The organism is Streptomyces sp. A18, assembly GCF_059026065.1.
Genome location: NZ_JBWLKL010000032.1, coordinates 43054 through 64844, shown reverse-complemented (window position 1 = coordinate 64844; position 21791 = coordinate 43054). Strand labels below are relative to the sequence as shown.

Annotated in this window: 24 protein-coding genes and 1 pseudogene; 12 read left to right on the top strand and 13 right to left on the bottom strand. The window is 70.4% G+C overall.

From position 1 onward, the window contains the following. Positions 1-130 precede the first annotated feature (130 nt). Both AC5P1C_RS33630 and AC5P1C_RS33625 read right to left on the bottom strand, forming a co-directional pair. The gene (locus AC5P1C_RS33630; protein ID WP_493869752.1) at positions 131-829 is read right to left on the bottom strand and encodes a TetR/AcrR family transcriptional regulator; all 699 of its coding nucleotides are present in this window, start codon (positions 827-829) and stop codon (positions 131-133) included. Between the two features lie 4 nt (positions 830-833). After that, positions 834-2312 carry an MFS transporter gene (locus AC5P1C_RS33625; RefSeq protein ID WP_493869751.1) on the bottom strand — a complete coding sequence of 493 codons (1479 nt, stop codon included), beginning with the start codon at positions 2310-2312 and terminating at the stop codon, positions 834-836. Positions 2313-2534: 222 nt separating this feature from the next. Between AC5P1C_RS33625 and AC5P1C_RS33620 the strand changes: the two genes are divergently transcribed. The 4 genes from AC5P1C_RS33620 (at position 2535) to AC5P1C_RS33605 (ending at position 6731) form a co-directional block, all read left to right on the top strand. Further along, a complete protein-coding gene (locus AC5P1C_RS33620; RefSeq protein ID WP_493869750.1) occupies positions 2535-3422 on the top strand; it encodes a Gfo/Idh/MocA family protein in 888 nt (295 codons plus the stop codon). Positions 3423-3859: 437 nt separating this feature from the next. Continuing rightward, positions 3860-4681: an MmyB family transcriptional regulator gene (locus AC5P1C_RS33615; RefSeq protein ID WP_493869749.1), complete on the top strand. Its 822-nt coding sequence runs from the start codon at positions 3860-3862 to the stop codon at positions 4679-4681. A gap of 106 nt (positions 4682-4787) precedes the next feature. Beyond that, positions 4788-5831, top strand: coding sequence for a 3-oxoacyl-[acyl-carrier-protein] synthase III C-terminal domain-containing protein (locus AC5P1C_RS33610; RefSeq protein ID WP_493869748.1), 1044 nt, complete (start codon positions 4788-4790; stop codon positions 5829-5831). A gap of 102 nt (positions 5832-5933) precedes the next feature. Next, complete coding sequence (locus AC5P1C_RS33605) at positions 5934-6731, top strand: GNAT family N-acetyltransferase (RefSeq protein ID WP_493869747.1); 798 nt, start codon at positions 5934-5936, stop codon at positions 6729-6731. Between the two features lie 18 nt (positions 6732-6749). Here AC5P1C_RS33605 and AC5P1C_RS33600 read toward each other — a convergent pair whose 3' ends face one another. The 5 genes and pseudogenes from AC5P1C_RS33600 to AC5P1C_RS33580 form a co-directional block, all read right to left on the bottom strand. Next, complete coding sequence (locus AC5P1C_RS33600; RefSeq protein WP_493869746.1) at positions 6750-7310, bottom strand: isochorismatase family protein; 561 nt, start codon at positions 7308-7310, stop codon at positions 6750-6752. A gap of 64 nt (positions 7311-7374) precedes the next feature. Continuing rightward, positions 7375-7704 (bottom strand): hypothetical protein, encoded by a 330-nt coding sequence (locus AC5P1C_RS33595; RefSeq protein ID WP_493869779.1) that lies wholly within the window; start codon positions 7702-7704, stop codon positions 7375-7377. Further along, positions 7688-7837 (bottom strand): annotated as a pseudogene (locus AC5P1C_RS33590) (MFS transporter); the annotation flags it as partial. The gene AC5P1C_RS33595 and the pseudogene AC5P1C_RS33590, both read right to left, overlap by 17 nt. Beyond that, positions 7834-8277 (bottom strand): MarR family winged helix-turn-helix transcriptional regulator, encoded by a 444-nt coding sequence (locus AC5P1C_RS33585; protein ID WP_493869745.1) that lies wholly within the window; start codon positions 8275-8277, stop codon positions 7834-7836. The pseudogene AC5P1C_RS33590 and the gene AC5P1C_RS33585, both read right to left, overlap by 4 nt. Before the next feature lie 194 nt (positions 8278-8471). Beyond that, on the bottom strand, positions 8472-9698 hold the full coding sequence (locus AC5P1C_RS33580; protein ID WP_493869744.1) for an acyl-CoA dehydrogenase family protein: 1227 nt from the start codon (positions 9696-9698) through the stop codon (positions 8472-8474). A 167-nt stretch (positions 9699-9865) separates the two neighbouring features. Here AC5P1C_RS33580 and AC5P1C_RS33575 point away from each other — a divergent pair, with 167 nt between their 5' ends. Then, positions 9866-10513, top strand: coding sequence for a TetR/AcrR family transcriptional regulator (locus tag AC5P1C_RS33575; RefSeq protein WP_493869743.1), 648 nt, complete (start codon positions 9866-9868; stop codon positions 10511-10513). A 21-nt stretch (positions 10514-10534) separates the two neighbouring features. On the opposite strand, the gene def is transcribed toward AC5P1C_RS33575, so the two are convergent. Further along, entirely contained in the window at positions 10535-11074 is a 540-nt protein-coding gene (gene def / locus AC5P1C_RS33570; protein ID WP_493869742.1) for a peptide deformylase, read from the bottom strand. Between the two features lie 142 nt (positions 11075-11216). Between def and AC5P1C_RS33565 the strand changes: the two genes are divergently transcribed. From AC5P1C_RS33565 to AC5P1C_RS33545, 5 genes are all read left to right on the top strand, one after another. Beyond that, positions 11217-12455, top strand: a complete 1239-nt coding sequence (locus tag AC5P1C_RS33565) for a MurT ligase domain-containing protein (protein ID WP_344519320.1) — start codon at positions 11217-11219, stop codon at positions 12453-12455. A 40-nt stretch (positions 12456-12495) separates the two neighbouring features. Then, positions 12496-13224, top strand: coding sequence for a type 1 glutamine amidotransferase (locus tag AC5P1C_RS33560; protein WP_493869741.1), 729 nt, complete (start codon positions 12496-12498; stop codon positions 13222-13224). Between the two features lie 162 nt (positions 13225-13386). Beyond that, on the top strand, positions 13387-14412 hold the full coding sequence (locus tag AC5P1C_RS33555; protein ID WP_493869740.1) for a 6-phosphofructokinase: 1026 nt from the start codon (positions 13387-13389) through the stop codon (positions 14410-14412). 104 nt (positions 14413-14516) lie between these two features. Beyond that, positions 14517-15467: a cytochrome c oxidase assembly protein gene (locus AC5P1C_RS33550; protein WP_493869739.1), complete on the top strand. Its 951-nt coding sequence runs from the start codon at positions 14517-14519 to the stop codon at positions 15465-15467. A gap of 85 nt (positions 15468-15552) precedes the next feature. Continuing rightward, entirely contained in the window at positions 15553-15714 is a 162-nt protein-coding gene (locus tag AC5P1C_RS33545; protein ID WP_493869738.1) for a hypothetical protein, read from the top strand. Positions 15715-15756: 42 nt separating this feature from the next. Here AC5P1C_RS33545 and AC5P1C_RS33540 read toward each other — a convergent pair whose 3' ends face one another. After that, positions 15757-16173, bottom strand: coding sequence for an SSI family serine proteinase inhibitor (locus AC5P1C_RS33540; RefSeq protein WP_493869737.1), 417 nt, complete (start codon positions 16171-16173; stop codon positions 15757-15759). Between the two features lie 291 nt (positions 16174-16464). Between AC5P1C_RS33540 and AC5P1C_RS33535 the strand changes: the two genes are divergently transcribed. Then, the gene (locus AC5P1C_RS33535) at positions 16465-17190 is read left to right on the top strand and encodes a lysophospholipid acyltransferase family protein (RefSeq protein ID WP_493869736.1); all 726 of its coding nucleotides are present in this window, start codon (positions 16465-16467) and stop codon (positions 17188-17190) included. Between the two features lie 23 nt (positions 17191-17213). Continuing rightward, positions 17214-17708: a YbaK/EbsC family protein gene (locus tag AC5P1C_RS33530; RefSeq protein WP_493869735.1), complete on the top strand. Its 495-nt coding sequence runs from the start codon at positions 17214-17216 to the stop codon at positions 17706-17708. 84 nt (positions 17709-17792) lie between these two features. Here AC5P1C_RS33530 and AC5P1C_RS33525 read toward each other — a convergent pair whose 3' ends face one another. From AC5P1C_RS33525 to AC5P1C_RS33510, 4 genes are all read right to left on the bottom strand, one after another. After that, the gene (locus tag AC5P1C_RS33525; protein WP_493869734.1) at positions 17793-19394 is read right to left on the bottom strand and encodes an alpha/beta hydrolase; all 1602 of its coding nucleotides are present in this window, start codon (positions 19392-19394) and stop codon (positions 17793-17795) included. Positions 19395-19545: 151 nt separating this feature from the next. Then, on the bottom strand, positions 19546-20319 hold the full coding sequence (locus AC5P1C_RS33520) for an urease accessory protein UreD (RefSeq protein ID WP_493869733.1): 774 nt from the start codon (positions 20317-20319) through the stop codon (positions 19546-19548). Continuing rightward, positions 20316-20999 carry an urease accessory protein UreG gene (ureG, locus tag AC5P1C_RS33515; RefSeq protein WP_493869732.1) on the bottom strand — a complete coding sequence of 228 codons (684 nt, stop codon included), beginning with the start codon at positions 20997-20999 and terminating at the stop codon, positions 20316-20318. Before ureG ends, AC5P1C_RS33520 begins: the two co-directional genes overlap by 4 nt. Before the next feature lie 111 nt (positions 21000-21110). Beyond that, a complete protein-coding gene (locus AC5P1C_RS33510) occupies positions 21111-21785 on the bottom strand; it encodes an urease accessory protein UreF (RefSeq protein WP_493869731.1) in 675 nt (224 codons plus the stop codon). Between the last annotated feature and the right edge of the window lie 6 nt (positions 21786-21791).

The following is a 21791-nucleotide window of genomic DNA, read 5'->3' as shown; positions in this document are numbered from 1 at the left end:
CAGATGAAGCAGCACGTGCGCCGGACGCGCCTCCAGGGACCGCACGTCGACGAGCGAACGGAAGGGACCTCCCCGCGCTCCTGCGCGGGGAGGACGAGTCCCGTCCCGGGGACCGACCCCACGGAGGCTGTCACGGGAACGCTCGGGGAGGCGTGAGGAAGGCCTGCACGGTGGGCGCGTACCGCTCGGCGATCTCGGCGATCGCCGTGCCGCGTAAGTGCGGTCCGCGGGCTATTCCGTACATCACGCCGAGCCCGAGCAGGGTGCCCACCGCGAGCTCGGCACGGACGCCCGCGTCCGGCCCTTCGAGGCGCTCGCCGAGGCGATCCACCACCTGCGTACGGAAGTTGGTGCGCAGGGTGTCCCCCTCTTCGCGGTGGAGCGGGGCGAAGACGATCCGCAGGATGGGGTCGGCGCCGTGCTGGGCCTGGCCGGTCAGCAGGTGGTGCACCATGTGGTGGCCCAGTGCGGGAAGGGGCGCGTCGAGCAGGGCCTCGACGTCGGCCTCGAAGGACATGACGCGGGCGAAGAGCGCGTCCTTGTTGCCGAAGTACTTGAGGATCAACGGCGCGCTCACGCCGGCCCGTTCGGCCACGGCCTTGAGCGTGATGTCGGCGTGCGCGTGCCGGGCGAGGAGGTAACGGGCGGCGCGGATGATGGCGGCTTTCGTCGCCTCGGCGTCGCGGCGCGCGGGTCCGGTGGCACATGGCGCGGGACCGGTGCCGCGCGGCTCGGGTCCGGTGGCGGGCCGCTCGGGTCCGGTGGCACGCGGCTCGGGTTCCGATGCCGCGCCGGAGGCCGAAGTGGTCGTGGCGTCAGGGGTGTTCAAGGCGTCAGCTTCTTCCTTCCAGGGCCGTCTCCTGCATGGGTCCTGGCCGCCCGGCGGTCCGCTCCGGGCTGTCCGGTGACGGGTCCGAGGGTATGGCGAGGGCCGCCGCGCAGGCGACGAGTGCGATGGTTCCGGCCATGGCGAAGGCCACGTGATAGCCGAGCAGGGTCGGCACCCGCACCCCGTCGAGCGTGGCGGTGTGCCGGACGAGCACCGCGGCGACCGCCGCGCTGCACACGCTCTGCCCGATGGTGCGCATCAGGACGTTCACTCCGCTCGCCGAAGCGGTTTGGGCGAGGGGCACCGCCCGCAGGATCAGGGTGGGCAGGGCCGAGTACGCGAACGTCGTACCCACCGAGACCACGGCCGCCCCCAGGACGATCGCCCACAGGTGACGGCTGTCGACGATGCGTACGACATAGCCGAGCGCGATGACGGCCGCCCCGACGGCCAGCGTCACGCGGGCGCCGTACGCGGTGGAGACGCGGGCCGATACGGGCGAGAGCACCAGCATGATCAGGCCGTTGGGGAGCAGACAGAGACCCGTCGCCACGATCGAGAGGCCGAGTCCGTAGCCGCTCGCGACGGGCGCCTGCACGAGCTGGGCGGTCACCAACGAGTTGGCGTAGAAGGCGAACCCGGCGAGGAGCGCCGCCACATGCGGCAGCGCCACGCGCCGCCCTAACGCGAGGCGCAGGTCCACCAGCGGCTGCTTCGACCGGAGTTGCTGCCTGCACCACACGGCCAGGACGGCGAACGCTCCGGCGAACAGGCCGAGTACGGGCGCACTGCCCCACCCCCACTGCCCGCCCTGCGACACCGCGAGCAGCAGACAGACAAGGCCGGCGGCGAGACCCAGCGCACCCCACGTGTCGAAGCGCCCCGGCGAGCGGACCGGCGACTCGCGTACGGTCAGCCAGGCGAGGGCAAGACCGATGGCGCCAAGCGCGCTCGTGGCCCAGAACATGGCGTGCCAGTCCGCGTACTGCACGATCAGCGCGGCGAGCGGCAGGCCGAGCGCCGCCCCGATCCCCACCGTCGAGCTCATCAGGGCCACCGCCGAACCGGTGCGCTCCGGCGGGAGTTCGTCCCGCAGGATGCTGATGGACAGCGGTACGACGGCTGCCGCCGCGCCCTGCAGCGCTCGGGCCGCGATCAGCAGCCGGATGTCGGAGGTGAGCGCGCACAGCGTGGAGCCCGCGGTCATCAGGGCGAGCGCGGTGAGCAGCACCCGCCGCTTGCCGTACATGTCGCCCGCCCGGCCGAGCACGGGCGTGAGCACGGCGCCGGCCAGCAGGGTGGCGGTGACCAGCCAGGACACCGCGCCCGGTGAACTCCCCGTCAGGCGCGGCAGATCGGGGAGCAGCGGCACGACCACCGTCTGCGTGACCGCCATGAGAATGCCGCCGAAGGCCAGGACCGGAACCGTCAGTCGGGCGCATATGCCTGCGCTATCTGCGGAAGATATCGGGGCGAACTTCATGATCACTCCAGCGCGGGCACGAAGTGCAGAGAAGTGAATGAGATCGAAGCGAAGTGAATGAGAATTCACCATAGCGGGTGAATGGGCTTTCACTACTGCCGAGTTCGGATACGAGATCAAGCCACCCGCCCCTCGGAGACGACAGCGAAGAGTGGCCAACCACCTTGCGGGCACTGGCCGTCGCCATCATCGACCGGTATGGACTCAGCCATAATGCCGCACATGAAGAGACTGCGAATTGGACTGGTCGGCACGGGCCCCTGGGCTTCGTCCACGCACGCTCCGGCGCTCGCGGCGCACCCGGACGTGGAGTTCGGCGGCGTATGGGGGCGCAGGCCCGACGCGACGGCCGCGCTGGCCTCCGCGCACGCCACGACGGCGTACGGGGACGTGGACGAGCTGTTCGCGGCGAGCGACGCCGTGGCGTTCGCCGTGCCGCCGGACGTCCAGGCACCGCTGGCGGCGCGGGCCGCCGCGGCGGGCTGTCATCTGCTCCTGGACAAGCCGGTGGCGACGACGGTGGCCGCGGCACGCGACATCGCCGCGGCGGCCGAAGCCGCCCAGGTGGCGTCCGTCGTCTTCTTCACGCTGCGTTTCGCGGGGCCGACGTCGGCCTGGGTGGCGGAGCAGTCGGTCACGGAGGGCTGGTTCGCGGGGCGCGCCGACTGGTACAGCTCGTTCTACTCACCGGACGGGACGAGCCCGTTCTCCTCGCCGTGGCGGGCGCGGCGGGGCGGCCTGTGGGACGTGGGCCCGCACGCCCTGTCCGTCCTGATGCCGGTGCTCGGGGATGTCACCGATGTGACGGCCGTGGCAGGTCAGGCGGACCTGGTCCATCTGATCCTGCGGCACAGCGGCGGGGCGTCGAGCACGGCGGCGCTCAGCCTGACCACGCCGGCGAAGGCTTCGGGGGTGACGGTGGAGCTGCGGGGCGAGGCGGGGACGGCTCTGATGCCGTCGGGAGGCGGGGCCCTCGACGCGTTCCGCTCGGCGGTCGACGCGCTCGTCGATGCGGCGCGATCGGGGCGGCCGCACTCCTGTGACGTGCGGTTCGGATTGCGTGTGACGGAGATCCTGGCGCGGGCCGAGGAGCAGCTTCCCGCAGGATGAGGGGCTCGCCCGGGGACAACCGCGGGCGGCCGGTACCGTGGCCGCTACGTAATGGCGAGTGACGGCACCGGCCGCAGCCAGTGTGCCCAGGAACCGATCCGGGAAGTCATGCGTCGTACGTCCCGAGTGCGACGTTTCCGACCACACGCATCGGAATACGAACAACCGATCCATACTCTTCCCGCAGCGGCCCCGTGGGCCCAGGGGGTACCCAACGCCGAGGAATTTCAGCCAATTTCAAGCTCCCCGGTCAAGATGCCCCACAGTTGTGTCCGCGTGCCCACCGACGTTGGAACTCGCAGGTCGGTGGTCCCGCTCCGTCCATGATGCCGCATCGACTGATCGTTTTTCTTCGGGCAATCTTTACTACCAAAGCTGGTGTGAATATTTAGACTGCTGATGCTCAACTCGGCTGGCACCAAGAGGGATTACCCACCATGAACAAGACGGCGCTCCGCGCTCTGCTCCGCGAACGACGCGCCCTCATTGCCCCTGAATCACACGGCTTCAGCCGCCCAACGGGCCAGGGGCGACGGGCCCGCGGCCTCTCGCAGCACCAGGTCGACCAGCTCTTGCACCGGGCCATCGGGACGTATCACCGTCTGGAGTCGGGGAGTTATCCGAATCCGCCTACCTCGCTGCTGCGGGATGTCGCGCGACTTTTCGGGCTCAATGAGCAGGAGTGGGTGTCCCTCAACCGCTTCGCGCTGCTGCAGGATCCGCCGGGGCCGCTGTACTCGTCATCCGGCAAGGAGATCGCCGGCGTGTGGCGGGAGGCCGTGGACGGCATCAGGCACATGGCCTACGTCACCGATGCCTCTTGGGAGTTGCTCGCGCACAACGATGCCTTCGCCTCACTGTTCTCTCAAGGCAACGTGCCGACCAACACCATGCGGTGGATGCTCCTTGACCGCATTGGCCGGGAATCACTGACAGACTGGCGCAACTCGTGGGCACCGATGGTCCTGCCGCAGCTTCGCGCCGCTCTCACCTCGCGACCGGACGACGAGATTCTCCGCCAGATCGAGAAGGAGGTCCTCACAGATCCAGAGATGGCCCCCCTTTACGAGACCGACGGCGCACTGATCCATCCTGACGGGCACGAACGCCCCCTGAGGCACGCCCAACAGGGGCCGGGCTGGGTGTCGATCTGTGCGGCACAGCCCATGGCGGCGCCCGGTTCACGCTTGTTCATCCTCATATTCAAGGCAGGAGCACAGCGCAACCACACACGCGCGCGAGTACTGCGAGCCGACTGACGACCCGTCTGCTGCCGCGCACCTCGCGACCGTGGATAGGGTACAGATTCAGCCTCGTCAAGTACGTTGAACGGCACCCGCCCGCCCTAGCCCCGTGGGAGCAATCGTGCCTTCCTTCGTCTCCAGCCCCAGAACCGTGTTCGGGCCCCACAAGGTCACCACCGACGAGATCGCTGACGACATACGCGCCCACCATCGCGATCACCCGCGGCTTGCTGCGATCCTGCGTGTCATCAGCAACTGCGGCGTAAAGACTCGTCACTTCACCCGCCCTCTGAGCTCCCCTACGGTCTCCGGCTCCGCAGATGTCCACGAGCGCACTCAGGCCGCATTCGACGATGCCGTCTCCCTGTCCGAACAGGCCGCCGTGAAGGCCCTCGGTGCGGCAGGCCTGGCCGCAGGAGACATCGACGCGATTGTCACGACGCACTCCACCGGCTGGGCCGTGCCCAACCTCGACGTCCACCTCATCGCCCGGCTCGGTCTGCGACCAACCGTACGCCGGGTCGCACTGACGACCGTTGCCTGTGCCGGCGGCGTCCAGAGCCTCATCCGCGCCTCGGATCTCGTCGCCACCCGGCCGGACAGCAAGGTGCTGGTTGTGGCGGCGGAAGTTCTCTCCACCTCCTACAACCACTCCGCCACCACCATCGAATCGATGATCTACAAAGCGTTGTTCGCCGATGCCGCAGCCGCCGCGGTGGTGTCCGGCACTCCATTGAGTTCCGGACTGGCGATTGCGGACACCTTCGAGCACGTACTGCCCGACAGCCTCGACCGGTACAGGGGTCGACTCGACGCGAGCGGCATGCATTTCGACTCCACCAAGCAAGCTCCGTCCACTGTTGCCGAAACCCTCCCGGCCCTCACCGACTGGCTCGGGCCGCAGCCTGTCGATTTCGCAGTGATCCACCCCGGCAGCCATCGCATCATCGCTGACACCGCGCAGATACTCGGCCTCGAAGCCAACGAGACCCGCCACTCCTTGGCCACCCTCGTCGATGAAGGCAACATGGGTGCAGCCAGCGTTTTCCGGGTGCTTGAGCGCGTCCACACAGCCGCGCCCCCGGCCGACGGCGCCCGCGGCGTCATGGTCGCCTTCGGACCCGGCTTCGCCACCGCGGCGCTGCGCTGCCACTGGCAAGCGTGACCAGGGGTACCCCACCCCCGGTGGCCATCGGCTCGCGTACGTGACCCCCGGCCCCGCGGAAATTCGGTTGTCGCGCCGCGCCACCGCTGGTGAAGTGCCCGCATGAATCACGAAACGGTATTGGCGGCGTACGACCGGCAGATCCGGCGCGACGCGCGGACGGACAGCCCTGACGCGCGGGTCGAGCGCGCCGGGGCCGTCGTCCGGCAGATCGGCGCGGAACACGACTGGAACGGCGTCCACTGGGCGGATATCGCGGACGCCGACGCGGCCGCGGTGGACGCCGTCATCGCCGAGCAGGTGCGGTACTTCACGTCTCTGGGGCGCGAGTTCGAGTGGAAGCTGCACTCCCACGACCGCCCGGCCGACCTCGCCGACCGCCTGCGGGCGGCGGGCTTCGTCCCCGAACCGCCGGAGACCGTGATGGTGGCCGAGGTCGCCGACCTGCCGGCGGAGCCCGAACTGCCCGACGGTGTACGGCTGCTGCCGGTGACGGACGCGTCCGGCGTGCGGCTGATGGCGGACGCCCACGAGGTGGCGTTCGGCGAGGACGGTTCAGGACTCAGCGAGCGCCTCGCCAAGCGGGTCCTCACCCAGCTGACGGAGACCCCGGACACCGTCGTCGCGGTGGTCGCGATGGCGGGCGAAATCCCGGTGAGCTCGGCCCGGATGGAGTTCTGCCCCGGCACCGACTTCGCCGGTCTCTGGGGCGGCGGCACCGCACCCGAGTGGCGGGGCAAGGGCATCTACCGCGCCCTGATCGCCCACCGCGTCCGTATCGCCGCCGAACGCGGCTACCGCTATCTCCAGGTGGACGCCTCCGACGACAGCCGCCCGATCCTGCGGCGCCTGGGATTCGTGCCGCTGAGCGTGACGACGCCGTACGTGTATCAGCCGTAGCGACGTGAGCGACCCGGGTCAGACGGCGGTCGGCAACAGCTTCGCGATCGCCTCCGCCGTGTCCGTCTCACCGAGCCTCGGGAAGATCTTCTCGAGGCTGTTGCGGTGCGCGTCGGCGTCCATGTCGGTCACGGCGTCGACGGCGATGGTGACGTGGTAACCGTGCTCGTGCGCCGCGCGGGCCGTCGATTCGACACCGATGCTCGTCGCGATGCCGGCGACCACGACCTGGGTGACGCCGCGGCGGCGCAGCTGGAGGTCGAGGTCGGTGCCGTAGAAGGCGCCCCACTGCTGCTTGGTGACGACGATGTCGCCGTCCTGGCGGCCGAGTTCGGGGACCAGGTCCGCCCAGTCGGCGGGTACGTCGCTGCCGCGGGCGGGCCCTTCGGTGCGCCCGGGTGCGCCGCCGGTGACCCGGACCAGGACGACGGGCAGGCCGTGTGCGCGGAAGGCGTCGGCGAGGCGGGCGGACCGCTCGACGACCTTCCCCGAGGAGTGGGCCGTGGGAAGGGCGGTGATGCCCTTCTGGAGGTCGACGAGGACGAGGGCCGTGGTGGCGTCAAGGGCGGTGGCGGTCATGGTGCGGACCTCTTTCTTGCCTGCTTCTTGAGTGTTTCTTGCGTGGGCGGGGCTTGGGAGTCGGTCAGGGGCGGGCGCGCAGGGCCCGGTCCGCGAGGGTCAGGGCGACCAGGGCGAGCGCCAGGACGGTGCCGACCGCGGCCATGAGGTGCGGCCCGGCGTCGTCGGCCCGCTGCCCGTAGGCGAGACCGATCAGGCCGGACGCCGCGATGGCGCCGATGTACTGTGCCGTGCGCTGCAGCCCCGCGGTGGGGTGCGCCAGGTCGAGCAGGAAGACGACGAGGCAGGTCAGCGCGGAGCTGAAGAGCAGTATCCCGAGCGGGTCGAGTGCGCCGGCCCCGCCGCCCTTCGCGTCTGCGGCCCGTGGCCCGTCCGCCGTGGCCGATCGCCACAAGGGCGGTGGAGATCATCGTGGTGTTGAGCGGGTTGAGCAGCGAGCCGAGGAGGAGGGGAGCGGTGAGCCTGGCCCCCAAGGCGGGACGCTCGCCCGCCGCCGGGCGGGCCGGGGCGTCCGGGTCTGTCCTCACTTCTGCACCAGCCGCTCCAACAGCACGATGGCATCGGCCAGTTGGCGGCGCTCGGCCGGGTCGAGTCCGTCGGCGAGGGCCGTCGAGAGCCAGTCGTGCTTGGCGGCCCGCATCTCGGTGAGGGTGCGACGCCCCTGATCGGTCACGGAGACGACGGACTGCCGCCCGTCGTCGGGATCGGGAGTGCGCTCGACGAGCCCCATGTCCTCGAGCGCGCCCACGGTCAGGCGCATGGACTGGGGGCGGACGAACTCCTCGCGGGCGAGGCCCGCCGTGGTGGCGGGGCCCGCGTGGTCGAGGCGGGCGAGCACGGAACGCTGCGAGGGGCTGAGTCCGGTCGCCGGTGTCACGCCGCGCAGGCGCCGCACGAGCCGCCGGACGACGTTCGACAGATCGGCGGCGATCTGCTCGGGGGTGGGGTCGTCGGAGGGTGCGCTCATGTTCTCGACCGTACGAGATAGACAGGTAAACTTGCAACTCTTCCTGCCTATCTCCCCCGGTGCCGTGAGCCGACACGTGAGCCGACACGTGAGCCGACACAGGCCACACACGCAGACCGCCCCTGCCGCAGAGAAGCGACAGGGGCGGATGGTGTGCGCACTGGCACGCGGATTGCGTTCCAGCGGACGGCTTACTAGCGGATCGGCATCCCCGACAACGTACGAGCGATCACCAGACGCTGGATCTCGCTCGTGCCCTCGAAGATCGTGTAGATCGCGGCGTCACGGTGCATGCGCTCCACCGGGTACTCACGCGTGAAGCCGTTGCCGCCGAGGATCTGCACCGCCTGCGCGGTGACCTTCTTGGCGACCTCGCTCGCGTACAGCTTGGACATGGAGCCCTCGGCCGACTCGAACTTCTTGCCCGTGCTCGCCATCCACGAGGCGCGCCAGACGAGCAGACGGGCTGCGTCGATCTGCGTAGCCATGTCGGCCAGCTGGAAGGCGACGCCCTGGTTGTCGATGATCGGGCGACCGAACTGCGTACGCGTCTTGGCGTACTCCAGTGCCTCTTCGTACGCGGCACGCGCCGTGCCCACGGCCATGGCGCCGACCGCCGGGCGGGACGCCTCGAAGGTGGCCATCGCGGCGTTCTTCACGCGCTCGCCGCCGGTCTTGGCGCGCTCACGGGCGCGGGCGAGGCGCTCGTCGAGCTTCTCCTTGCCGCCGAGCAGGCAGTGGCCGGGAACGCGCACGTCCTCCAGGACGACCTCGGCGGTGTGCGAGGCGCGGATGCCGTGCTTCTTGAACTTCTGGCCCTGGGAGAGGCCGGGGGTGTTCGGCGGGACGATGAAGGAGGCGTGGCCCTTGGAGCCGAGCTCGGCGTCGACGACCGCGACGACGACGTGGACGTTGGCTATGCCGCCGTTGGTCGCCCAGGTCTTGGTGCCGTTGAGGACCCACTCGTCCTTGGCCGCGTCGTAGACGGCGCGGGTGCGCATCGACGCCACGTCCGAGCCCGCGTCGGGCTCGGAGGAGCAGAAGGCGGCGACCTTTACGTCGTTCACGTCGCCGTACATCTGCGGGATCCAGGTGCCGATCTGCTCCTCGGTGCCGTTGGCGAGGACGCCGACGGCGGCCAGGCCCGTGCCCATGATGGACAGGCCGATGCCCGCGTCACCCCAGAAGATCTCCTCGGTGGCCATCGGAATGCCCAGGCCCGTGGGGTCGAAGAACTGCTGGGCGTAGAAGTCCAGTGAGTAGATCCCCAGCTTCGAGGCCTCCTGGATGATGGGCCACGGGGTCTCTTCACGCTCGTCCCACTCGGCGGCCGCCGGACGGATCACATCAGCGGCGAACCCGTGGAGCCAGTCCCGGACCTCCTTCTGTTCGTCGTTGAGCTCCATGGTGAACTCGGCCATGACCCCTCCAGGACCTGCGGTGAAGACGTACGTTACTTGCGGTAACTGGAGTCTGTTACCGGCCGGTAGCCGATGTCAACTCCCGACCGCCCGTTCGATGGCCCCCGCGCGCGGGGTGTTACGTTGCGCGTGCGTCACGCAATCGCACGGGCGGGGAGAGAAGCGCTATGGAGACCACCACACCGCAGACCGATCAGCAGCGGTCTGCCGAGCGCCGGCGGCGCGAGTTGCTGGAGGCCGCCGACCGAGTGGTCCTGCGCGACGGACCCGGCGCGTCGATGAACGCCATCGCCGCCGAGGCCGGGATCACCAAGCCGATCCTCTACCGGCACTTCGGCGACAAGGGCGGACTGTACGCCGCGCTCGCCAAGCGGCACACGGACGCACTCCTGGAATCCCTGCGCGCTGCCCTGGACGCCCCGGCCGAGCGCAGGGAGCGCGTCGAGCGGACGCTGGACACGTACCTCGCGGCGATCGAGGCGCGCCCGCAGGTCTACCGCTTCCTGATGCACCCCTCGGACGCCGCCGCCCCCGGCGAACAGGGCTTCGACGTGGGCCTGCACTCCGCCCCGGTCCTTCGCCGGATGGGCGAGGAGCTCGCGCAGGTCATCGAGGAGCGGATCGACCTCGGTCCCGGCAGCGCACAGCTCGCGCGGGTGTGGGGGCACGGCATCGTCGGCATGATGCACGCGGCCGGAGACTGGTGGCTCGGCGAACGGCCGTGCTCGCGCGCGGAATTGGTGAGCAGCCTGGCCGATCTGCTCTGGGGACGGCTCGCCGCGGCGGGCGACCGCGTCGGCGGCCCCGGCTTCTGAGGACCTACGGGCCGCCGAAGGTCAGCTGCTCCAGGGCGCCTTGGCGGCGGCCCGCAGAACCCTGCGCCGCCGCCAGCCCGTGACGTGATCGGTGTAGACGCCGCCCTCCAGGTGGTCGCACTCGTGCTGCAGACAGCGCGCGAACCAGCCCGTCCCGTGCACCCGCACCGGCTCACCGAGCTTGTCCACGCCCTCCACCACCGCGTGGTCGAAGCGCGGGGTGCTCGCTTCGAGGCCCGGCAGCGAGAGACAGCCCTCGGGCCCGCGCACGCTGACCCCGTCCACCTCGACGAGGCGCGGGTTCACCACATACCCGAGATGACGCACATCGTCGTCGTCCGGGCAGTCGTACACGAAGACCCGCTGATTCACGCCGACCTGGTTGGCTGCCAGTCCCACGCCCTGGGCGGCGTACATCGTGGCGTACATGTCCTCGATGAGCCGCGCCAGTTCGGGTCCGAAGTCGGTGACCTCCTCGCACGGCTTGTGCAGCACGGCGTCACCGAGCAGGGTCAGGGGTCGTACGCGCCCTGAGGCGCCCGGGATCGAGCCGTGTCGCATGGCCGCAAGGGTACGGTCCTTGGAAAGCCCCGGGGTCGGGGTGGTGCCGCGGTTCGGGCTAGTCAGTGGATCTCGATAGGCTGAGGTTCATCGCGTTGCCGGGGGCAGACGCGGCGCCGTACGCAAGGAGGATCCAGAACTGATGGCAGGCAACACGGACCCGCTGTCGCCGCGGGCCAAGCTGGCCGTGACGGCGGGCAAGGCGGCCGCGGCGGTGTCGCGCGCGGCGGGCCGCGGCAGCGGATCGGTGATCGGCGGCCGCGTCTCACTCAAGCTCGACCCCGACCTGCTCGGGCGTCTTGCCACGCACCTGGACGTGGTGCTCGTCTCCGCCACGAACGGCAAGACGACCACGACCCGGCTGCTCGCCGAGGCGCTGCGCGCAAGCGGGCCCGTGGTGTCGAACGCGCTGGGCGCGAACATGCCGGCGGGAATCACCTCGGCCCTCGCGGGCGGCTCGGACGCCAGGTTCGGCGTGATCGAGGTCGACGAGAAGTACCTCGCCGGAGTCGCCCGTGACGTGGAGCCGAAGGCGATCGCGCTGCTCAACCTCTCGCGCGACCAGCTGGACCGCGCCGCCGAGACCCGCATGATGGCGGAGAACTGGCGCGAGGGCCTCGCGGGATCCAAGGCGGTCGTGATCGCGAACGCGGACGACCCGCTGGTCGTCTGGGCCGCGTCCTCGTCGCCGAACGTCGTGTGGGTGGCCGCGGGCCAGGAGTGGAAGGACGACGCCTGGTCGTGCCCCTCCTGCGGCGGTGTCATGCAGCGTCCCGGCGACGACTGGTTCTGCGGCGAGTGCGGCTTCCGGCGCCCCGCGCCGAGCTGGGTGCTCTCCGGCGACCACGTCCTGGACCCGCACGGCTCGGCCTGGCCGATCCATCTGCAGCTGCCGGGCCGCGCGAACAAGGCGAACGCGACCACGTCGGCCGCCGTCGCCGCCGTCTTCGGCGTACCGCCGCAGGTCGCCCTGGAGCGGATGTACCAGGTGCAGGCCGTCGCCGGACGCTATGACGTCGTGCAGTTCCAGGGCCGCGACCTGCGCCTTCTCCTCGCGAAGAACCCCGCGGGCTGGCTCGAGACGTTCTCGCTGATCGACCCGCCGCCCACCCCGGTGGTGCTCTCCGTGAACGCCCGTGGCGCCGACGGCACCGACACCTCCTGGCTGTGGGACGTCGACTACACGCGTCTTGCCGGACACCCGATCTTCGTGCTCGGCGACCGCAAGCTGGACCTCGCCGTGCGTCTTGAGGTCGCGGGCCTTGACTTCCGGGTCTGCGAGTCACTCGACGAGGCCGTGCAGCTCGCGCCGCCCGGACGGATCGAGACGATCGCGAACTACACCGCGTTCCAGGACCTGCGCCGCCGCGTCGGCAACTGACCCCACCGGACCCTCTAGACCCTCGTAGGGACGAATGAGCATGAGCGACAACAGCCTGCGGCTGGTGTGGGTCTACCCCGACCTGCTGAGCACGTACGGAGACCAGGGCAACGCCCTGGTCGTGGAGCGCCGCGCCCACCAGCGCGGCCTCCAGGTCGAGCGCTACGACGTGCGCAGCGACCAGCCGGTGCCCACCTCCGGCGACATCTACCTGATCGGCGGCGGCGAGGACCGCCCGCAGCGTCTGGCCGCCGAGCGCCTGCGCCGCGACGGCGGTCTGCAGCGTGCCGTGGGCAACGGCGCGATCGTCTTCTCGGTCTGCGCGGGCTACCAGATCCTGGGCAACGAGTTCATCAACGACCTCGGCCAGCGCGAGCCGGGCCTCGGCCTGCTCGACGTGATCTCCACCCGCGGCGAGGGCGACCGCTGCGTCGGCGACGTCCTGGGCGACATCGACCCGCAGCTGGGCCTGCCCCCGCTGACCGGCTTCGAGAACCACCAGGGCATCACGCACATCGGCCCCTCCGCGCGCCCCTTCGCCCGCGTCTCGCTGGGCCGGGGCAACGGCACGGGTGACGGCACCGAGGGCGCCTACAACGGCACCGTCTTCGGCACGTACATGCACGGCCCCGTCCTCGCCCGCAACCCGCTGATCGCGGACCTGCTCCTGAAGCTGGCCCTCGACGTGAACGCGCTGCCGCCGACGGACGACCGCTGGTACGAGGCGCTGCGCGCCGAGCGCATGAACGCGGCGCAGCAGCCCGCCTGAAGCCCCGCCCGCACAGGTGAGCGGCACCGTCCAGCAGTCGGACGCCCGGTGCGGCCCCGCCCCCTCACGCCTATAGGGTGGCGGGGTTCCCGCCGGACGACGTGGTCCGGACTTCGGCCCACGTAGCAAAGGGCCCCTCTTTATGAAAGACGTTGGCGGGCTATGCGCATTGGTGTCCTCACCTCCGGCGGCGACTGCCCCGGTCTCAACGCCGTCATCCGCTCGGTCGTGCACCGTGCCGTCGTCGACCACGGTGACGAGGTCATCGGCTTCCACGACGGCTGGCGTGGACTGCTCGAATGCGACTACCGCAAGCTCGACCTGGACGCGGTGGGCGGCATCCTGGCCCGTGGCGGAACGATTCTCGGCTCATCGCGGGTCCAGCCCGCGCATCTGCGCGACGGCGTCGAGCGAGCCAAGGGCCACCTCGCCGACCTGGGCCTCGACGCGGTCATCCCGATCGGTGGCGAAGGCACGCTGAAGGCGGCCCGGCTCCTGTCGGACGCCGGTCTGCCGATCGTCGGGGTGCCCAAGACGATCGACAACGACATCGCGGTCACCGACGTGACGTTCGGCTTCGACACAGCGGTCGGCGTGGCGACCGAAGCACTCGACCGCCTCAAGACGACAGCCGAGTCGCACCAGCGGGTCCTGATCGTCGAGGTCATGGGCCGGCACACCGGCTGGATCGCCCTGCACTCGGGCATGGCCGCGGGCGCGCACGCGATCGTCGTGCCGGAGCGGCCCTTCGACATCGAGGAACTGGCGCAAAAGGTCGGCGAACGGTTCTCCGCGGGCAAGAAGTTCGCGATCGTCGTGGCCGCCGAGGGCGCCAAGCCCCGTGCGGGCACGATGGAGTTCGACGAGGGCACCAAGGACATGTACGGCCACGAGCGCTTCGCGGGCATCGCCACGCGGCTCTCCGGCGAACTGGAGCAGCGCCTGGGCAAGGAGGCGCGCCCGGTGATCCTCGGGCACGTCCAGCGGGGCGGCACCCCCACCGCGTACGACCGCGTGCTCGCCACCCGCTTCGGCTGGCACGCCGTGGAGGCCGTGCACCGCGGCGAGTTCGGCAAGATGACGGCGCTGCGTGGCACGGACATCACCATGGTCCCGCTCGCCGAGGCCGTCGAGACGCTGAAGACGGTGCCGGACGAGCGGTACGCCGAGGCGGAGTGCGTGTTGTAGAAACCACGTCTTTTCGAACGGCCCCCGGACGCATCGGCGTCCGGGGGCCGTTCTAGTCTGGTGCGGACACACAGCGCACAACCGCACGAATCAGGAGCCAGTGGATGGATCACAGCGGGCACGGCATGAACATGGATCTGCCGCCGTTCACGCTGGGGCGCGGGCTCGAGCTCTCGGCCGACCCCTTCTTCCTCATCGGCTGCCTGGTGGCCCTCGCCCTCTACGGGTGGGGTGTGGTCCGGCTCGTACGACGCGGTGACAAGTGGCAGATCGGCCGCAGCATCTCCTTCGTGGCGGGCGTGCTGACCATCCTGCTCGTGATGTGCACCAAGCTGAACGACTACGGCATGGTCATGTTCAGCGTGCACATGGTGCAGCACATGGTCATCAGCATGCTCTCGCCGATCCTGATCCTGATGGGCGCCCCGATCACCCTCGCTCTGCGTGCGCTACCGGTCGCGGCCCGCGGACACAAGGGCCCGCGTGAGTGGCTGCTGTGGATCCTGCAGAGCCGCTACATGAAGATCATCACGCACCCCGCGTTCACCATCCCGCTCTTCATCGCGAGCCTGTACGCGCTGTACTTCACCCCGATCTTCGACACCCTGATGGGGTCCAAGGTCGGCCACATCGGGATGATGGTGCACTTCCTCGCCGTCGGCCTGGTCTTCTTCTGGCCGATCATGGGCGTCGACCCGGGGCCGCACCGACCCGGCTACATCATGCGGATGCTGGAGCTCTTCGCGGGCATGCCCTTCCACGCGTTCTTCGGCATCGCGCTCATGATGGCATCCGAGCCGATGGTCGGCACATACAAGAACCCGCCCTCGTCCCTGGGCATCGACGCCCTCGCTGATCAGACCGCCGCGGGCGGCATCGCGTGGGCGTTCAGCGAGGTGCCTTCGGTGCTCGTACTGCTCGCGCTGCTCTTCCAGTGGTACCGCTCCGAACAACGTCAGGCACGGCGTACGGACCGGGCCGCGGACCGTGACGGCGACAAGGAGCTGGAGGCGTACAACGCCTATCTGGCCTCACTGGCCGCGCGCGGGCGCTAGCGGCGGAGGGGCATCGCGGGTCAGGATGGTCTCAGGCCGCGGTCTTGGCGTCGAGGCGTCGGGGCTGCCGGGAGGAGGCAGGGCGATGCCTGATTCGACGAAGACGATGGGTGTATTCACCATCGGAGGCTTGGTCGCGGTGACCGCGTACACGGTCGCGCTCGGGAGCAACGGCTGGCTGTGGTTCGGCTGGGTCGTCATCGGGATGTGCACGCTGGCGATGGTGCTGTCGCGCAGCACCCCCTGAGGGGCGCCGCGCGACAGCGGACTCCGTCAGAACCGGACTCGGTCAGAAGCGGAAGACGGCGCCCGTCGAGTGCTCCATCTCGCAGGCGTTGCCGTACGTCTTGCTCCAGCTGACCGGCTTGCCGCGATGGGTCCCCGTCGCGCTCACGGTGACCGGGGCGTACTGCTTGGTGCAGATCCCCGACTTCGCCGGCAGCGCGTCGAAGTCGCCGCGTGCCTTGTCGATGGCCGCGCAGGCCTCGATCGCGTGCGGATGGTGCTTGGTCCGCTGGGTCGCGCAGTCGAGCAGTACCCCGCGGACCCAGACGTTGTCCTGCCCGGTGACGGTGAGAAAGACGCCCTTCGACGGCTTGGGGGCCGTCGCGTCCGCCGCGTGGGCCGGCGCGGCCACGGCGAGGGAGATCAGCGCGGCGGCGGTGGCCGCGACCGGGCGCAGGCGGGATGTGGGACGAGACCTCATGGGAACCTCCTGGGACGGTGACGTGCTGCGTCGGAGAGAGGCCAGGCCACCCCCGCACCCGCCGCGCACCCGGGCGACACGCCGGTCGGTCACCCCTACGGGTCCGGCGCGGGGCCCGGATGGGTGCCTCGTCGGCAGACGAACTCCCGGCCCATCGGCCGAAGGACCCGGTCGGCGGCATCGCTCCCTTCTCCCGTCGGGGTGGCACACCTAAACTGACCGCTGCGCGAGGACCCGTGACCTGCGACGACGCAGCACCCAGGCCGGTCCACCTACGTCAAGGAGCAACGGGTGTTCTACTACCTGCTCAAGTACGTCGTCCTGGGGCCGCTGCTGCGGCTCATGTTCCGGCCGCGCATCGAGGGGCTCGAGCACATCCCGGAGACCGGTGCGGCGATCGTGGCGGGCAACCATCTGTCGTTCTCGGACCACTTCCTGATGCCCGCGATCATCAAGCGGCGGATCACCTTCCTCGCCAAGGCCGAGTACTTCACGGGGCCGGGGATCAGAGGCCGCCTCACGGCCGCGTTCTTCCACAGCGCCGGGCAGATCCCGGTGGACCGCACCGGCAAGGAGGCGGGCCAGGCCGCCATCCGCGAGGGCCTCGGAGTGCTGCGCAAGGGGGAGCTGCTCGGCATCTATCCGGAGGGCACGCGCTCGCACGACGGGCGCCTCTACAAGGGGAAGGTCGGCGTCGCCGCCATGGCGCTCAAGGCACAGGTGCCGGTGATCCCGTGCGCGATGATCGGCACGTTCGAGGCCCAGCCGCCGGGCCAGAAGGTGCCGAACTTCCAGAAGGTGTCCATCCGCTTCGGCGCACCGCTGGACTTCTCGCGCTACGCGGGCATGGAGAACGAGAAGGCGGTCCTGCGCGCGGTCACCGACGAGATCATGTACGCCATCCTCGGGCTCTCCGGACAGGAGTACGTCGACAAGTACGCCGCGGTCGTGAAGGCGGAGGAGGCCGAGCGCGCCGCCGCGGCAAAGCGGAAATTCCCCCGGCTGCCGCTGAGTTGACGACCTGACGTACGGTCCTGCACATGAGCGAACACAACCTGTACACCAAGCTGATCGGGCTGCTCGACGAGCGGGGCGCGGCGTACCGCGTCATCGAGCACGAGGCGCAGGGCGCCACGGAGGCGGTGAGCGCGCTGCGGGGCAACACCCTCCAGCAGGCCGCCAAGTGCATCGTGGTGATGGTGAAGATCGGCAAGAAGACGAAGCGTTACGTGCTCGCGGTCGTGCCCGGTGACCGCCGCGTCGACCTGAACGCCGTCAAGCAACTCCTCGGCGGGACGTACGCGGGGTTCGCCACGCAGGAGGCGGCCGAGCGGCTCGCGGGCAGCGTGAGCGGCACGATCCTGCCGTTCTCCTTCGACCCCGAGCTCGAACTGGTCGTGGATCCGGCGCTGTTCGACCACGACGAGCTGTTCTTCAACGCGGCGCGCCTGGACCGCTCGCTTGCGCTGCGGACCGCGGACTACGAAGCGATCGCCGAGCCGCGCCGGGCCGCCATCGCGCAGGACGCGGTATAGCGACGGCACGGCGAGGGGCGGCACGGCGAAGGGGCGACCGGGTTTCCCCGGCCGCCCCTTGCTCACATGCCTAGCGGCAGACCGTCACGGCTTGGGCGTGGCGTGCGGTGCGCACGTCACGTCCTTGCTGTCCACCTTGCCGGTCAGCAGGTAGGTGTCGACACGGTCGTTCAGGCACGGGTTGACCAGGTTCGTGATGCCGTGCGAGCCGGCGTCCTTCTCCGTGATCAGACGCGAGCCCTTGAACCGCTTGTGCAGCTCGACGGCACCCTCGTACGGCGTGGCGGCGTCGCGGGTCGACTGCGCGATCAGCACGGGCGGCAGGCCCTTGCCGGTCTTGACCTCGACGGGCTCGTGCTGCTTGCTCTTCCAGGTCGCGCAGGGCAGGTTCATCCAGGCGTTGGACCACGTCATGAACGGGTTGTCGCGGTGGATGCGGGTGTTGTCGCGGTCCCACTTCTTCCAGCTGGTGGGCCACTTGGCGTCCGCGCACTCGACGGCCGTGTACACGGCGTTGCCGTTCTCCGAGACGATGTTGCCCGCGGTGTCCGACAGGTCGGGGCTGGCTGCCTCGATCAGCGGCTTGGCGTCACCGGCGACGTACTTGCTGAAGTTCGTCGCGATCTCCACCCAGGCGGAGTCGTAGTACGGAGCGCTCTGGAAGTAGGAGATGAGCTCGGCGGGGCCGACGACTCCGCCCAGCGGCTCCTTCTTCGCCGCGGCACGCAGCTTGTCCCAGTTCTTGCCGACCTTCGCGGCGGTGTCCCCGAGGTGGAAGGTCGCGTCGTACTTGGCGACCCACTTCATCCAGTCCTTGAGACGGATCTCGAAGGCGACGTCCTGGTCCAGGTTGGCCTGGTACCAGATCTTCTCCTTCGACGGGTTGACCACCGAGTCGACGACCATGCGGCGCACGTGCGACGGGAAGAGCGTCCCGTAGACGGCGCCGAGGTAGGTGCCGTAGGAGACGCCGAGGAAGTTCAGCTTCTTCTCGCCGAGCGCGGCCCGGATGACGTCCAGGTCACGTGCGGTGTTCGGCGTCGTCATGTGCGGCAGCATGTCGCCGCTGCGCTCCGCGCAGCCGGCCGCGTACTCGGCGGCGAGCTTGCGCTGGGCGCGCTTGTCCGCCTCGGAGTCCGGCACCGGGTCGAGCTTGGGGGCCTTGACGAACTCCTGCGGGTCCACACAGGAGATGGGCGCCGAGTGGCCCACACCGCGCGGGTCGAAGCCCACGAAGTCGTAGGCCTTCGCCGTCTTCTCCCAGAGCTTGGCCTTGGTGGCCACGCGGTTGGGGAAGCGGAGCCCGGAACCGCCGGGGCCGCCGGGGTTGTAGAGGAGCGCGCCCTGGCGCTCCTTCTTCGTCCCCGTGCTGCCCATGCGGTCGACGGCGAGCTTGATCTTCTTGCCGTTGGGCTTGGCGTAGTCGACCGGGACGGTGACCCAGCCGCACATGACGCCCTTCTCCAGGCCCCAGTCGGCGGGGCACGCCCGCCAGTCGATGCCTGTCTTCGCGGCACGCTGCGCCGCGAGCGCGACACCGCGCGCCTCGGCGCTGGTGCGCTTGGCGTCAGCGCCGGCGTTGCCCCGGCCGGCGTCGGCATTGGCGACGGGCGCCATGATCGCGCCCGCTATGAGCGAGCCCGTGATGAGCGTGCCCGCGGCGCCGAATGCTGTGGTGCGTCTCAACTGGTTCCTCCCCCTGTCGATTTACCTGTCGATTTTCGAACAGTAGGAGGATCCTGTCGGTCATCGGGTTCAGTGCGACAGACGGAGCAGGTGTTTCTTTACCAATCCGATAGACGGTGCAGGGAACTCCGCTGAGCGGTTATGCCCCTGTTCACGTGAGTGTGCGCAGCGCCGCGTCAAGGGTGCGGCGGATGCGCAGCGCGTCGGGCGCTACGGCGGTGACGAGCACCGCGGGACCGGCGAGCGGAGTCAGCGCGGCGCCGTCGCCCAGGAGGGCGGGCTCGGGACGATTCCGCTCGAACTCCGGTCGTACGATGACGAGTTGCCCGATCGCGCGATGCCCCGCCAGGACAGCCGGACCGTCCCATCCGCCGGGAGCGCCGGCCCCGCAGGAGAGCTCCTGATCGAGAAGGAGCCGACCGGCTCGGCGCACGGTGAGGCGGCTGGTGAGGCGCCCCGGGGCCTCGCCGGTGCGCCCGAGCACCTGCTCCTCCCGCAGCACGAGGCTCGCGCGGCCGGCGAGCTCCGCACGCGTGGTGACGCGCAGATCACTGTCGCGTACGGAGATCAACTGCTCGGGCAGCCAGTGCAGTTCCGCGCCGTCACCGACGGTGAGCCGCACGTCGTACCGTGCCGCCTCCTTCGACTGCCCCGGCAGGGCGAGCGTGGCGGCGGCCGAGCCGATGTGCAGCCGGGCGCCGTCGTGGGCGGCGGCCTCCACGGTGAGGTGATCGCCGCCGAGAGGACCGCTCATCGCTCCGACGAGGGTGACCTGGGCGCCTGGCCCTGCCGACCGGGTGCGGCGCGGGGCCAGCGGCCCCTCCCCGTCGAGTACGGGCAGGACGGTGCCGCCCCGCCCGTTCCCTCGCGCGGTGATGCGGGCGGTGCCGCGCACCCCCGACGCCGCCATGGCGTGCACGGTCATGCGGACGCGGTCCAGGCGGCGTACTGCGCGCGCACCCAGGCGGCGACGGGCGCGATGCCCTCGCCCGACCTCAACGACTGGAAGACGACGGGCAGTTCGGCGCGCTGGGCCTTGGCGTCGGCGGCCATACGGGCGAGGTCGGAGCCGACGTGCGGGGCGAGGTCGGTCTTGTTGACGACCAGGAGGTCAGCGGTGCTGACGCCGGGTCCGCCCTTGCGCGGGATGTCGTCGCCGCCCGCGACGTCGATGACGAAGATCTGCGCGTCGACGAGCCCCTTCGAGAAGGTGGCGGTGAGGTTGTCACCGCCGGACTCGACGAGGATCAGGTCCAGGGGCCCGACCTCGTCCTCCAGGTCCTCCACGGCCTCCAGGTTGGCGGAGATGTCGTCGCGGATCGCGGTGTGCGGGCAGGCGCCGGTCTCCACGGCGGTGATCCGCTCGGGCGGGAGCACGGCCTCGCGCAGCAGGAACTCGGCGTCCTCGCGGGTGTAGATGTCGTTCGTGACGACGGCCAGCGAGCGCTCGTCCCGCAGCTCCTTGCAGAGTGCGGCGACGGTGGCGGTCTTGCCGGATCCGACGGGACCGCCGAGCCCGATCCGCAGGGCGCGGCGGCGTCCGTCGGGACGGTGGGCGTCGGCGCTCACGGCGGCGGATGCGTCGTGGGAGTGATCGAGATGCATGTGCGACTCCAATGGTTCACGGATGGACAGCCCCTCCGGCGTTTGAGGAGCGGGGTCCGGGGCGGAGCCCCGGTTTCGGGAAGGGGCGGGTATGGGGAGAGAAAACCGCCCCTACGACGCGAACAGCCGCGCGGGCCAGGCCGCATGCGCCTCGGCCCCGACCTCCAACAGCGGAGCGGAAGCCGCGGGCAGCGCGTCCACCCCGTCGACAAGGGCGCACCGCGCCGCGTCCGCCGCGGCCCGAGCCACGAGGTCGAGCTCAGGCGCAAGGCGGGCCAGCACACCCGTCGCGTCGAACGGGTCGAGGCTCAGCAACCGCACGGTCGCCGTCGCGGGCCCGCTGACGCTCTCGTACGCCGAGCAGTACGCGGCGTCCTGTGCCCCCAGACCCGCCGCGCGGGCGGCGAGCCCGAGGACGACGGGCTGGTGCGCCCCCTTGGGCCGGGCGGCGGCCAGCAGGTCCAGCGAGGGATCGGGCCACGCCGCCCGCGCGGCCCGCATCATCTGCCGCCCGAGCCGCCGCCCGGCACCTCGCAGCGCGGCTGACGGAGTCCGCGCGTCGGCGGCCCCGTCCAGCTCAAGGGGGTCGATGCCGAGCGCGGCGGCAGCGGCCAGCGCGGCGGACACGAGCCCTGTGGTGTGCAGGCGCCCCCGGCAGAACTCCTCCAGGTCGGCTCCGCCGGTGATGCGCCTGGCCTTGACGGCTTCCTCGGCCCCGCCGGAGTGCGCGTGCCCTCCGGCGGGAAACCGGCCGTCGGCCAGGACGAGTAGTGCTGCTCTGGACATGGCGGC